Raw genomic sequence first — 12,126 nt, 5'->3', positions numbered from 1 at the left:
GGGCAGCGCGGCTGACGATAAAGCGCGGGCGCCATGCGCCTTCGCCCTGCGGCGGCGTTGCCGCGCCATCGGGCGGGGTGGCTATACTGTTCCGTTTCCGCGCCAGCCCGTGCAGCGAATGAATCCGAACTTCCTCGATTTCGAACAACCCATCGCCGAACTTGAAGGGAAAATCGAAGAGCTGCGTCATGCCGGCCAGGCCGTGGACATCGACGATGAGATCCGCCGCCTGCGCGAAAAACTCAAACTGCGCACCGCCGAGATCTTCCGCAACCTCAATGCCTGGCAGGTGACCCAGCTCTCGCGCCACCCGGCGCGGCCTTACACGCTCGACTACATCGGCGTGATGTGCGAGGAGTTCCACGAACTCGCCGGCGACCGTGCCTATGCCGACGACGCCGCCATCGTCGGCGGCCTGGGCCGCATCAATGGCCGCGCGGTGATGCTGATCGGACACCAGAAGGCGCGCGACACCAAGGGCAAGCTCAAGCGCAACTTCGGCATGCCGCGTCCGGAGGGTTACCGCAAGGCGCTGCGGCTGATGAAGCTGGCCGAACGCTTCGGCCTGCCGGTGCTCACCTTCATCGACACCATGGGCGCGTATCCCGGCATTGGCGCGGAGGAACGCGGCCAGAGCGAGGCGATCGCGCGCAACCTGCTGGAAATGTCGGTGCTGAAGACGCCGATCATCTGCACTGTGATCGGCGAGGGCGGCTCCGGCGGCGCGCTGGCGATCGGTGTCGGCGACCGCATCAACATGCTGCAGTACGCCACCTATTCGGTGATCACCCCCGAGGGCTGCGCCAGCATCCTCTGGCGCAGCGCCGAGCGAGCGAAGGACGCCGCCGAGGCGCTCGGCCTCACCGCCGGCCGTCTCAAGGAACTCGGCCTCATCGACAAGGTGATCCGCGAACCGCTCGGCGGCGCCCATCGCAATCCGCAGGCGATGGCAGTGCGGCTCAAGGCGGTCCTGCTGCGCCAGCTCGACGAGCTCGGCGAGATCCCCATCCCCGATCTGCTGGAACGGCGCTATCGTCGCCTGCGCAGCTACGGCGCCTATCAGGAATAGCTTGGGCTGGACCGGCTCCGCCGTACGGCTTGCAGGGCCTTTCGCACATCGAACGCACTTTTCCCGGGTCATGAGCGCCTTGCGGCTTACCGAACGGCTCCGGCACGCGCTGCGCGAGCAGCCTGTCGGTGCCTTGTGCGTGGCCTTCAGCGGCGGCCCCGACTCCACCGCACTGCTGCACGCGCTGGCCGCCATGCCCGAGGCGCGCGTGCGCGGCCTGCGTGCGCTGCACGTGGATCACGGCCTGCAGGCGGACAGCGCCCGCTGGGCGCGGCATTGCACGGAGCTCTGCGACGGGCTCGGCATCGCCTGCGCGGTCGTGCGCGTGGACGTGGTCCGGCATGGCGAGGGTCTGGAGGCCGCCGCGCGCCGGGCGCGCTACGCCGCCTTCGCTGCCACGTTGCGAGCGGGCGAACGGCTCGTGCTCGCCCATCATCGCGACGACCAGGCCGAAACCGTGCTGCTTAAACTGCTGCGCGGCGCCGGACCGGAGGGCCTGGGCGGCATGCGCGAAACCCGTCCGCTCGGCCATGGCGTGCTGTGGCGTCCCCTGCTGGCCTTGCCGCGCGCGGCGCTGCGCGAGTATCTCGATGCACACGATCTCGTCGCCATCGACGATCCGGCCAATGCGGACACCACGCTTGCGCGCAACCATCTGCGTCACGTGATCCTCCCGCGCCTGGCCGTCCACTGGCCGCACGCCGCCGAGGCCATCGCGCACAGCGCCGCGCTGTGCCGCGCCGCCACCGACGCCTTGCGCAGGGAATGGCTCGCCGCCTTCGCGCGACTGCACGATGCGCGCACGAACAGCCTCGAGATCGCCGGCTGGCGCGCGCTCGATCCGGCCTTGCGCGACCCGTTGCTCGACCACTGGCTGCATGCGCAGGGCCTGCCCGCGCCGACCCGCGCCCAGCGTGCGCAGATCCTCCGGCAATGCAGCGCCCGCGCCGGACAGTCGCCTTGCATCCGCTGGCCCGGCGCGGAAGTCCTGGTCTGGAAGGGTCGCCTGTGGGCACGCCGGCCGCAGCCCGATTGCGATCCGGACTGGCAGGCCTGCTGGCACGGCGAACCGCTGCAGCTGCCCGACGGCGGCGAACTCGTGCTCGATCCCCCGCTACGCCTGAGCGTGCCGCTCACCGTGCGCCTGCGCCGCGGCGGCGAACGGCTGCGTCCGGTCGGCGACCGCCATACCCGCGAGCTGCGCGACCTGTTCCAGGCGGCGGACGTGCCGCCCTGGCAGCGGCGTGTCTGCCCGCTGATCTACGAGGAGACCACCCTGATCGGCGTCGCCGATCGCTGGCTGACCGCACGCGGCGCGGCGATCTTCGCCGGCACGCGGCCGCGCTGGCGGCTCGCGCGAGCCCCACACGAGGCTTCGGCGCCCGGCCCCGCCACGGATTGATTCGTTCACCCGGGCTGGGTTAGCGTTGCGGCCCATGGCCGCTCCCGTCCCTCCCGCCGAAACCGCTTCGGTCGCCGATTTCGAGCGCGCGCTCGACGAACTCGAGGCGCTGGTGATCCGCATGGAAACCGGCGAGCTCAGTCTCGAGGCGTCGCTGGCCGCCTTCGAACGCGGCATCGGCCTCTATCGCCAATGCCAGCAGGCGCTGGACCGCGCCGAGCTGCGCGTCCGCCTGCTGCTCGATCCCGACGCCCCCGAACACGCCGAACCCTTTGAGCCCGAAGCCTGAACTCGGCCCGGCGCTGACGGCGCTGGTCGAGCGTGCCGAACGTGCGCTCGCCGCCGCCCTGCCTCCGGACACCGCGCCTCCCGCCGAACTGCACCGAGCGATGCGCTATGCCGTGCTCGGTGGCGGCAAACGGCTGCGTCCGTTGCTGGTCTATGCCGCCGGCCACGCGCTCGGCGACGACGGGCCGGCACTCGACGCCGCGGCCTGCGCCGTGGAGCTGATCCACGCCTACTCGCTGGTGCACGATGATCTGCCGGCGATGGACGATGATGACCTGCGCCGCGGCCGGCCGACCTGTCACGTGGTCTTCGGCGAGGCGATGGCGATCCTGGCCGGCGATGCCCTGCAGGCGCTGGCCTTCGAGATACTCGCCCGCTGTCCCGCCATCGAGCCGGCGCGGCGGATCGACATGCTGCATGCCCTTGCCCGCGCCTGCGGCGCCGAAGGCATGGCCGGCGGGCAGGCCTTAGACCTTTCCGCCGTCGGTCGCGTGCTGAGCCTCCAAGAGCTCGAACGCATGCACGCCAGCAAGACCGGGGCGCTGATCCGCGCCGCGGTCCGGCTCGGCGCGCTGACCGCCGGCGCCACGGCGGAGGCGCTCGCCGCCTTGGATCGCTATGCGGCGGCGGTCGGCCTGGCTTTCCAGATACGCGACGACATCCTCGACGTGGAAGGCGAGGCCGCAGTGATCGGCAAGACCGCAGGCAAAGACGCCGCCGCGGCCAAACCGACCTTCCCGTCCATCATCGGCCTTGCCGCCTCGCGCGCCCGGCTGGCCGAGCTCACCGACGCGGCCTTGCAGGCCGTCGCAAGTCTCGGTTCCCCTGCCGCCTTGCTGCGCGAGCTGGCCCACTACGCCGCCGCGCGCGACCGCTGACCACAAGACCGGCTTCCGGCTTGCCCATGCCGTCGACCTTGGGTAAACTGCCGGGCTTGATCTTTTGTCCCCTCTCCTTTAGGAGTTCGCCGTGAAGGTGCTTTCCTCTCTCAAGTCCGCCAAGCAGCGGCACCGCGACTGCAAGGTTGTGCGCCGGCGCGGCAAGGTGTTCGTGATCTGCAAGAGCAACCCGCGCTTCAAGGCACGCCAGCGCTGACGTCTTTCGTCTACTGCATCACGCCAGAAAAAAGGCCGCGTCGAGCGGCCTTTTTATCTTTCCGGCACTGCAAGCGCCGCCTCGCAGCGGCGCTTGCCAGTACGCCTGTACGCCTTCCTTCATTGCTCGGGAAGAGTCACGGTAACGAAGCGGGTGACGTCGCCGCGACGCACCAGGAGCAGCACGGTATCGCCGGGCTTCAGGCCGCGGGTGGCCGACTCGAAGTCCGCCACGCTGCCGATCCGGCGCTGGTTGACCCGCAGGATCACGTCACCGGGCTGCAGCCCCGCCATGGCCGCCACCGGGCCGGTGACATCGGCGATCAGCACGCCCTCGCCGGCCTTGAGGCCGAGCTGTTCACGGGTGTCGCTGTCCAGCGCCTGCACACGCACGCCCAGCGCATTCGAGCCGGCCTGCGCAGGCTCCTGCTTGCCGGAAGCCGCCGATGACTTGGCGTCGCGCGGCGCCTCGCCGACCACCACGTTCAAGGTCATGCGCTTGCCGTCGCGCAGAATCTCGACCGGCACCTTGGTCCCCGGCTTGGTGAGCCCCACCAGCGGCGGCAGGTCCGAAGCGTCGTAGATAGGCTGGCCGTTGTAGCTCACGATGATGTCGCCCGGCTGGATGCCGGCCTTCTCCGCGCCGCTGCCCTTGCTGACGTCGGAAACGATGGCGCCGCTGGCATTGCTGAGCTTGAGCGCCTTGGCGACGTCGTCGGTGACCGGCCCCACCATGACCCCAAGCTGGCCGCGTGATACGTAGCCCTTGGCCTTGATCTGCTCCACGGCATGCATGGCGACATCGATCGGGATGGAGAAGGCCACGCCGAGATAGCCGCCGGTGTTGGAATAGATCTGCGAATTGACGCCGACCACGCGCCCCTGCATGTCGAACAGCGGGCCGCCGGAATTGCCGCGGTTGATCGGCACGTCGGTCTGGATGAAGGAGGTGTAAGGCTGATCGCCGCCGCCGAGGTTGCGGCCCACGGCGCTGACGATGCCCTGCGTCACGGTGTAGTCGAAACCGAACGGCGAGCCGATGGCGAGTACCCACTGCCCGGGCTTGAGCGTGCGCGATTCGCCGATGCTCGCCGCCGGCAGCCCCGTCGCGTTCACCTTGAGCAGGGCGATGTCGTAGGCCGGATCGGCGCCCACTAGCTTAGCGGTGAGCGTGCGGCGGTCCTGCAGTCGCACGCTGATCGTATCAGCCCCTTCGACCACGTGATTGTTGGTGAGGATGTAGCCATCACTCGAAATGATGAATCCCGAACCGAGCGAAATCTGCTTGCGTGCTTCCGGACTCGGCAGCATCGGCATGCCGAAGAAACGGCGGAAGAGATCATCCATCGGGTCCTGATCGGGACTTTCGCCGTGTGGATTGCGCAGCGCCTGGGATTTGCGCGGTTTACCCTCGTACTTGGCTTCCACGTGCACCACGGTCGGCGCATTGCGCTGCACGATCGGCGTGAAATCCGGCAGCGCGACCGCGGTCTGTGGCTGCGCTTGCGGCTGCTGCGCCTGCGAAGGCGTGGCGACCAGCGTGGTTCCCAGCAAGAGGCTGCACGCCAGGGCCGTCAATTTCGGTCGGGACATGAGGCTTTTCTCCTGAAGCGGGTTGCAAACGAAAGGCAATGGCTTGGGGGCGATCCCGATCGATCGCAAGACGCGCCCTCCCGTGCCGGCATGGGTTTGCCGACAGCAAAGGGACGCTGCGAGGGATCAATGCGCGCTGCGAACCACGGGAGCAGAGGCGGATGCGGCGGCCTGCGGCGCGTCGATGAGCAGCAGATAGCCGCCCTCGCCCGCACGACGCCATGGCGAGACGACCGAATTGCGTAAGTAGCGCTGCTCGCCCGGCTCGCCGAGCACGGCAGACGCGCGCTGGCTGTATTGGGCGGCCTGGTTGTCACCCTGGAGCAGCCACGGCGGCACCGCCGCCGGCTCCTGCTGCAGCCGGTCGTCGGTGGTGGGAGAGCGGTCCATCGGGTCCGCGCTGGCGACGATGGGGTTTTCACCGGGGGTCGCATTCCCCGGAGCCGAACCGGCGCCAGGGTGCACGCTCATCAACGCCGCGACGGCCACGCCGGCCGCGATGGCGCCACCGGCCGACCAGCGCAACCAGTGCGGCAACGTGCGCGCCGAGTCCGCTTCGACGCGGATCTGCGCCATGACCGCATCGGCAAAGCCCGCGTCCGCCGGCGGGCATGCCTGCCGGCGCAGGCCGTCGCGGATCAGGTGATAGCGGGCCCAGGCTTGACGGGCGTCGGCATCGTGCTCCAGGCGGCGCAACAAAAAGCGCAGCTCGTCGGCAGAGAGCTCGCCATCCATGCCGGCCGACAGGTGTTCTCGTTGCACAGGGGTCATGGCTCAGTCCTCGCGATCCGACAACAGCGGGCGCAGTTTTTCGTCGATGGCTTCACGCGCCCGGAAAATACGTGAACGCACAGTGCCTACCGGACAACCCATCGCCTCGGCGATTTCCTCGTAGCTCATGCCTTCGACCTCGCGCAAGGTAATGGCCGTCCGCAGTTCTTCCGGCAATCGTTGGACCGTGTCGAACACGGTTCGTTCAATTTCCTGGCGCAGCAGTTCGCGTTCGGGAGTGGCGCTGTCCTGCATGCGCTCGGCGTGCGCGCCGATGGCCGCCTCGTCGACGTCGATGTCCTCGGCCGGCGGACGGCGGCCCGCACTGGCCAGATAGTTCTTGGCGGTATTGACCGCGATGGTGTGCAGCCAGGTGGAGAAGGCGCTGTCGCCGCGAAAGGAACCGAGCGCACGCCAGGCGCGCACGAAAGCCTCCTGCGCGACGTCCTCGCACTCGCTCGGATTGCGGACATAGCGGGCCACCAGGCCCAGCACCTTGTGCTGGTACTTGCGCACCAACAGGTCGAAGGCGCGCCGATCGCCACTTTTGGCCCGTTCGACGAGCGCACTATCGAGTTCGTTCTCGCCCACCCGGGCCGTCTCCTTGAGTATCGCCGCGCCCATGGGTTCGTTCTGGGAGATCACCGGATGCGCGTGCCTGGGACCTCCGGCATCCGCGCAAGTTCAGCATGTCCGGGGTGCCCGGGCCAAGGGTTCTTGAAGGCTTGCCGGGTTTGCCGGCAGCCGAAGCTCCACACTGCCGCATGGACGCGAGCAGATGCGGGCACCCCCTCGCAAATGCAATCGTTGGCCCATACCTTCGCGGTCGGTACGACTTTTTTGCGCTGCGTACCCAGCGATAGGGCACTCGCCAATCATAGGCACGGACAATCGCTTCAATGGCAACAATTCATTGGAACGATTGAAGCCAGGGCGCTATCGTTGCATCACTCCCTTCACCCACAACGCGAGGAACACACCCATGTCGTTGATCAACACCACCGTCAAACCCTTCAAGGCGCAGGCCTACAAGGACGGCAAGTTCATCGAGGTCACCGAGGCCAGTCTCAAAGGCAAGTGGTCCGTGGTCGTGTTCTATCCGGCCGACTTCACCTTCGTGTGCCCGACCGAGCTCGAGGACCTGGCCGACCATTACGAGGAGTTCCAGAAGCTCGGCGTCGAGATCTATTCCGTGTCCACCGACACGCATTTCGCGCACAAGGCCTGGCACGACACCTCGCCGGCGATCGGCAAGGTGAAGTACACGATGATCGGCGATCCGACCGGCACCATCACGCGCAACTTCGACGTCATGATCGAAGAGGAAGGCGTGGCTCTGCGCGGCACCTTCGTCATCGACCCGGAAGGCAAGATCAAGGTCATCGAGATCCATGACAACGGCATCGGCCGCGACGCCACCGAGCTCCTGCGCAAGGTCAAGGCGGCCCAGTACGTCGCCTCGCATCCGGGCGAAGTGTGCCCGGCCAAGTGGAAGGAAGGCGACAAGACGCTCAAGCCTTCGCTGGATCTGATCGGCAAGATCTGACCCACACCGTGTCATGGCGGGTCCGGCACCCTGCCGGATCCGCCCTTTCCCCTCTCGTCCGCGTTTTCATCGGAGCCTGTCATGTTGGACACCGAACTCAAGACCCAATTGCGGGGCTACCTCGAAAAGGTCGTCCAGCCGATCGAACTGGTGGCCTCGCTGGATGACAGCGACGCCTCGCGCGAACTCGAAGCCCTGCTTGCGGACATCGCCGAGCTCTGTCCCAAGGTCAGCGTGCGCCGCGCCGATGACGACCCGCGCCGGCCGTCTTTCGCCATCCAGCGCGTGGGTACCGACATCGGGGTGCGCTTCGCCGGCATTCCGCTCGGGCACGAATTCACCTCGCTGGTGCTGGCGCTGCTGCAGGTCGGCGGCTATCCGCCCAAGATCGCGCCCGAGGTGGCCGAGCAGATCCGCAATCTCGAAGGCGAATTCCACTTCGAGACCTACTTCTCGCTCTCCTGCCAGAACTGTCCGGACACCGTGCAGGCGCTCAATGCGATGAGCGTGCTCAACCCCAGGATCCGCCATGTCGCCATCGATGGCGCCTTGTTCCCGCAGGAAGTCGAGGCGCGCCAGGTGATGGCGGTGCCGACGGTGTTCCTGAACGGCGAGGTCTTCGGTCAGGGCCGCATGAACGTCGAGGAGATCCTCGCCAAGCTCGACACCGGCGCCGCCGCCCGCAGCGCGGAGCGGCTCAAGGCCAAGGCGCCGTTCGACGTCCTCGTGGTCGGCGGCGGCCCGGCCGGCGCGGCGGCGGCGATCTATGCCGCGCGCAAGGGCATCCGCACCGGGCTCGTCGCCGAGCGTTTCGGCGGCCAGGTGCTGGACACCCTGGCGATCGAAAACTTCATTTCGGTGCCCTATACCGAAGGTCCCAAGCTGGCCACGGCGCTCGAGGAGCACGTGCGCGACTACGAGGTCGACCTCATGAACGGCGAACGGGCCGCCCAGCTCGTCCCGGCCGATGCCGACGGGCTGCACGAGGTCGTGCTGGCCAACGGGGCCTCGCTCAAGGCCAAGGCGCTGATCCTGGCCACCGGCGCGCGCTGGCGCACCATGAATGTGCCCGGCGAGCAAAACTACCGCAACAAGGGCGTCACCTTCTGCCCGCATTGCGACGGCCCGCTGTTCAAGGGCAAGCGCGTGGCGGTGATCGGCGGCGGCAACTCCGGCGTCGAGGCGGCCATCGACCTGGCCGGCATCGTCGCCCACGTCACGCTGGTCGAGTTCGACCACAAGCTGCGGGCCGACGAGGTCCTGCAGCGCAAGCTGCGCAGCCTGGGCAACGTCGAGATCATCGTCGGCGCGCAGACCACGGAGGTGCTCGGCGACGGCAAGAAAGTCACCGGCCTGCGCTATCTCGATCGCTCAAGCGGCGAGTCGCGCGAGCTCGCGCTCGAAGGCGTGTTCGTGCAGATCGGCCTGCTGCCCAACAGCGACTGGCTGAAGGGCACGGTGAAGCTGTCACCGCGCGGCGAGATCGAGATCGACGCCCGTGGCGAAACCTCCATCCCGGGCATTTTCGCCGCCGGCGACGTCAGCACGGTGCCGTACAAGCAGATCGTGATCGCGATGGGCGAAGGTGCCAAGGCGGCACTCAGCGCGTTCGATCACCTCATCCGCTTGCCGGTCGCGCCTGCCGCCACGGCCGTGGCGGCCTGAAGGCGGCGCGCGCCTCCGGCGTTTTCCACAGACGGCGTGGAAAGCTCGCGGGAAAGCCTGTGGATAGTGATGGCAAGCCCTTGATGGCGCAGGACGAAGCGACGTCCTGCGCAATTCCTGACCAGCTTTCCGGAAAGCTCAGACGCTGCGTGTCGGTCCCCGCTGCAGAGCGCGCTTGACCTCTTCCAGCGCCCCGGGATCATCCAGGGTGGACAGGTCACCGGGGTCGGCCGCCTGGCAGAGCGCCTGCAGCGAACGGCGCAGCAGTTTGCCCGAGCGGGTCTTGGGCAGGGCGTTGACCACGTAGATGCGTGCCGGGCGCGCCAGCGCACCGAGCTGCTCGACCACGCGCTGCTGCATCGCCTTGGCCACCGCCTCGGGCGGCTCGGCCACGTCCTGTTTCAAGGTGGCGAACACGACCGGCACCTGTCCCTTGATCTCGTCCTTGATGCCGACCACGGCGGCTTCGGCCACGGCCGGGTGGGTGGAGACCGACTCCTCGATCTCACGCGTGCCAAGCCGGTGGCCAGCCACGTTGATGACATCGTCGGTGCGGCCGAGGATGGTCACATAGCCGTCGGCGTCACGGATCGCCCAGTCGAGCGAGCTGTAGACCTGTTCCTTGAAATGGCTGAAGTAGCTGTTGACATAGCGCGCGTCGTCGCGCCACACGGTGGTGAGGCAACCGGGGGGTAGGGGCAGCTCGAACACCAGCACGCCTTTTTCACCCGGCGCGCTCTCACGGCCGGTGGCTTCGTCGATCACCTTCAGCTTGTAGCCGGGCGTCGGCAGGCCGGGCGAGCCGAACTTCACCGGTTTCAAGTCCAGCCCCGGCATCAGGCTGATCGCCGGCCAGCCCGTCTCGGTCTGCCAGTAGTTGTCGATCACCGGCACGCCGAGCCCGTCGGTAATCCAGTGCGCGGTGGGCTCATCCAGCGGCTCGCCGGCCAGGAACAGCCATTTCAGCGCTGAAAGATCATATTTCTTGAGCCAGCTCGGATCCTGCTTCTTGAGCACGCGGATGGCGGTGGGCGAGGAAAACATGGTGCGTACGCCGTAGCGCTCGCACAGCCGCCACCAGATGCCCGGGTCCGGATGGGTCGGCAGCCCTTCGTAGAGCAGGCCGGTGGCGCCGCCGATCAGCGGTCCGTAGACGTTGTAGGAATGCCCGACCGCCCAGCCCACGTCCGAGGTGGTGAACATCACCTGTCCCGGGGCGATGTCGAAGACGCGGCGGATCGACATCGCCATCGCCACCGCATAACCGCCGACGTCGCGCTGGATGCCCTTGGGCTTGCCGGTGGTGCCGGAGGTGTAGAGCAGATAGCTCGGCTCGTTGGATTCGAGCCAGGTCACCGGCACCTCGGCATCGAGGTGCGCGGCGCGGCGCTCGGCATAATCGACGTCGCGACCGGCGATGCGCGTCATCTGCGGATCGAGGCCACGATCGACGATCAGTACATGCGGCGGCGGCGAGCGGCTTTCGGCGAGTGCGGCGTCGACCAGCGGCTTGTAGGGAATCACCTTGCCGCCGCGCATGCCGGCATCGGCGCAGATCAGCAGTTTCGGCTCGGCATCGTCGATGCGCAGGGCGAGGTTGTGTGCAGCGAACCCGCCGAACACCACCGAATGGATCGCGCCGATGCGCGCGCAGGCGAGCATGGCGAAGACTGCCTCGGCGATGTTGGGCAGATAGATCACCACGCGGTCGCCGCGCCCCACGCCGAGCGACCCAAGCACCGCGGCAAACGCGTTCACCTCGCGATACAGCTCGCGGTAGCTCAATTCGCGGGTGATGCCGGTCTCGGTGGAGATCGCCACCAGCGCGGTCTGTTCGCCACGCTCGGCAAGATGGCGATCGACGGCGTTGTAGCAGAGATTGGTGGTGCCGCCGACGAACCAGCGGCGAAACGGCGGGGCTTGCTCGAGGATGCGTTCGGGCGGCCGTTCCCAATGGATGAGCCGTGCCTGCTCGGCCCAGAACTGTTCCGGCTGTTCGATCGACTGCCGGTAGAAATCCTCATAACGCATGGATCGCCCCCATCGCTTGCCCCGTGCCGGGGCAAGCCTAGACTAACGGCGGTGCGGCATCCTTGCGACCTTGGTCGAGCGGCGGCTCACAGACAGGCGATGGCGGCGTCGCGATAGCGCGCGTCGTATTTCTTGTCCGTGTCCTGGGTTTCGTACATCACCACCTGCGCCCCGCTGCCGTCGGCACTCAGTTCGATGAGCTCGCGGGCACCGTTGTCGTCGCGGGCGAAAAGACGCGCCTCCTGATCCTTGATCGAGGCCTCGGTCTTGACGCCCAAGCCATCCCAGCGGCCACGGACGCATTCGGCGTAGGCGGCCACGTTCTTGCCGGTATGGCTGCTCAGTTTCGGCGTGGTGTCGTGCAGTCCGCGGCCGGCACACGCCGCCAACAGGGCACAGGAAAACAATCCGAAGTATCGCTTCATTGCTCGATCCGCACGGTTGGGAAGCGCGGATGTTAGCAAGCCTTCCGGCCCGTGCCCGCGGCGAGCGGACGCCAGTCCGGTGGCGGCCGCGGATCCCCCATCGGCGGCGGTTCCGGTTCGGGCTCGGTCATCGGCGGGCGAGCCGGCTGCGGCACGGGCGGCTGCGCGGGCGGCGGGGCCGGCGGACTGGGTGGCGGCACCGGATGCGGTGGTGGCGCCGGCTCCTCCATGCACGTGATGGC

The 12,126-nt window shown here is 67.8% G+C and carries 12 protein-coding genes; 7 read left to right on the top strand and 5 right to left on the bottom strand.

The window, feature by feature from the left end; genetic code table 11:
• The first annotated feature begins 118 nt into the window (after window positions 1-118).
• The 5 genes from ALSL_RS06420 to ykgO all read left to right on the top strand — a co-directional run bounded on the left by ALSL_RS06420 (window position 119) and on the right by ykgO (window position 3,854).
• Window positions 119-1,069: an acetyl-CoA carboxylase carboxyltransferase subunit alpha gene (locus ALSL_RS06420; RefSeq protein ID WP_126537529.1), complete on the top strand. Its 951-nt coding sequence runs from the start codon at window positions 119-121 to the stop codon at window positions 1,067-1,069.
• 70 nt (window positions 1,070-1,139) lie between these two features.
• Window positions 1,140-2,471 (top strand): tRNA lysidine(34) synthetase TilS, encoded by a 1,332-nt coding sequence (tilS, locus tag ALSL_RS06415; protein WP_126537527.1) that lies wholly within the window; start codon window positions 1,140-1,142, stop codon window positions 2,469-2,471.
• 34 nt (window positions 2,472-2,505) lie between these two features.
• Window positions 2,506-2,760: an exodeoxyribonuclease VII small subunit gene (locus ALSL_RS06410; protein WP_126537525.1), complete on the top strand. Its 255-nt coding sequence runs from the start codon at window positions 2,506-2,508 to the stop codon at window positions 2,758-2,760.
• A complete protein-coding gene (locus tag ALSL_RS06405; protein WP_126537523.1) occupies window positions 2,744-3,637 on the top strand; it encodes a polyprenyl synthetase family protein in 894 nt (297 codons plus the stop codon). The genes ALSL_RS06410 and ALSL_RS06405 overlap by 17 nt, the downstream gene beginning before the upstream one ends.
• Before the next feature lie 91 nt (window positions 3,638-3,728).
• On the top strand, window positions 3,729-3,854 hold the full coding sequence (gene ykgO / locus ALSL_RS06400; protein WP_008215056.1) for a type B 50S ribosomal protein L36: 126 nt from the start codon (window positions 3,729-3,731) through the stop codon (window positions 3,852-3,854).
• Between the two features lie 119 nt (window positions 3,855-3,973).
• Here the strand turns inward: ykgO and ALSL_RS06395 are convergent, their stop codons facing one another.
• The 3 genes from ALSL_RS06395 to rpoE form a co-directional block, all read right to left on the bottom strand.
• Window positions 3,974-5,446 (bottom strand): DegQ family serine endoprotease, encoded by a 1,473-nt coding sequence (locus ALSL_RS06395; protein WP_126537521.1) that lies wholly within the window; start codon window positions 5,444-5,446, stop codon window positions 3,974-3,976.
• Between the two features lie 126 nt (window positions 5,447-5,572).
• Entirely contained in the window at window positions 5,573-6,217 is a 645-nt protein-coding gene (locus tag ALSL_RS06390) for a sigma-E factor negative regulatory protein (protein WP_126537519.1), read from the bottom strand.
• 3 nt (window positions 6,218-6,220) lie between these two features.
• Complete coding sequence (rpoE, locus tag ALSL_RS06385) at window positions 6,221-6,841, bottom strand: RNA polymerase sigma factor RpoE (protein ID WP_174928859.1); 621 nt, start codon at window positions 6,839-6,841, stop codon at window positions 6,221-6,223.
• Window positions 6,842-7,199: 358 nt separating this feature from the next.
• Here rpoE and ahpC point away from each other — a divergent pair, with 358 nt between their 5' ends.
• Complete coding sequence (gene ahpC / locus ALSL_RS06380) at window positions 7,200-7,763, top strand: alkyl hydroperoxide reductase subunit C (RefSeq protein ID WP_126537517.1); 564 nt, start codon at window positions 7,200-7,202, stop codon at window positions 7,761-7,763.
• A gap of 81 nt (window positions 7,764-7,844) precedes the next feature.
• A complete protein-coding gene (gene ahpF, locus ALSL_RS06375; RefSeq protein WP_126537515.1) occupies window positions 7,845-9,428 on the top strand; it encodes an alkyl hydroperoxide reductase subunit F in 1,584 nt (527 codons plus the stop codon).
• A gap of 138 nt (window positions 9,429-9,566) precedes the next feature.
• On the opposite strand, the gene prpE is transcribed toward ahpF, so the two are convergent.
• Both prpE and ALSL_RS06365 read right to left on the bottom strand, forming a co-directional pair.
• The gene (prpE, locus tag ALSL_RS06370; protein ID WP_126537513.1) at window positions 9,567-11,459 is read right to left on the bottom strand and encodes a propionate--CoA ligase; all 1,893 of its coding nucleotides are present in this window, start codon (window positions 11,457-11,459) and stop codon (window positions 9,567-9,569) included.
• A gap of 86 nt (window positions 11,460-11,545) precedes the next feature.
• On the bottom strand, window positions 11,546-11,884 hold the full coding sequence (locus ALSL_RS06365) for a hypothetical protein (protein ID WP_126537511.1): 339 nt from the start codon (window positions 11,882-11,884) through the stop codon (window positions 11,546-11,548).
• Between the last annotated feature and the right edge of the window lie 242 nt (window positions 11,885-12,126).

It is taken from the genome of Aerosticca soli, from assembly GCF_003967035.1.
Taxonomy (GTDB): Bacteria; Pseudomonadota; Gammaproteobacteria; order Xanthomonadales; family Rhodanobacteraceae; genus Aerosticca; species Aerosticca soli.
The sequence above is the reverse complement of the archived record's forward strand: the minus strand, read 5'-3'. Positions and strand labels throughout refer to the sequence as shown.

Excerpts from the sequence above, each read along its gene's own strand:
- ALSL_RS06420 (WP_126537529.1), top strand. The coding sequence starts at position 119 with ATGAATCCGAACTTCCTCGATTTCGAACAACCCATCGCCGAACTTGAA.
- tilS (WP_126537527.1), top strand. The coding sequence starts at position 1,140 with ATGAGCGCCTTGCGGCTTACCGAACGGCTCCGGCACGCGCTGCGCGAG.
- ALSL_RS06410 (WP_126537525.1), top strand. The coding sequence starts at position 2,506 with ATGGCCGCTCCCGTCCCTCCCGCCGAAACCGCTTCGGTCGCCGATTTC.
- ALSL_RS06395 (WP_126537521.1), bottom strand. The coding sequence starts at position 5,446 with ATGTCCCGACCGAAATTGACGGCCCTGGCGTGCAGCCTCTTGCTGGGA.
- ALSL_RS06390 (WP_126537519.1), bottom strand. The coding sequence starts at position 6,217 with ATGACCCCTGTGCAACGAGAACACCTGTCGGCCGGCATGGATGGCGAG.
- rpoE (WP_174928859.1), bottom strand. The coding sequence starts at position 6,841 with ATGGGCGCGGCGATACTCAAGGAGACGGCCCGGGTGGGCGAGAACGAA.
- ahpC (WP_126537517.1), top strand. The coding sequence starts at position 7,200 with ATGTCGTTGATCAACACCACCGTCAAACCCTTCAAGGCGCAGGCCTAC.
- ahpF (WP_126537515.1), top strand. The coding sequence starts at position 7,845 with ATGTTGGACACCGAACTCAAGACCCAATTGCGGGGCTACCTCGAAAAG.
- prpE (WP_126537513.1), bottom strand. The coding sequence starts at position 11,459 with ATGCGTTATGAGGATTTCTACCGGCAGTCGATCGAACAGCCGGAACAG.
- ALSL_RS06365 (WP_126537511.1), bottom strand. The coding sequence starts at position 11,884 with ATGAAGCGATACTTCGGATTGTTTTCCTGTGCCCTGTTGGCGGCGTGT.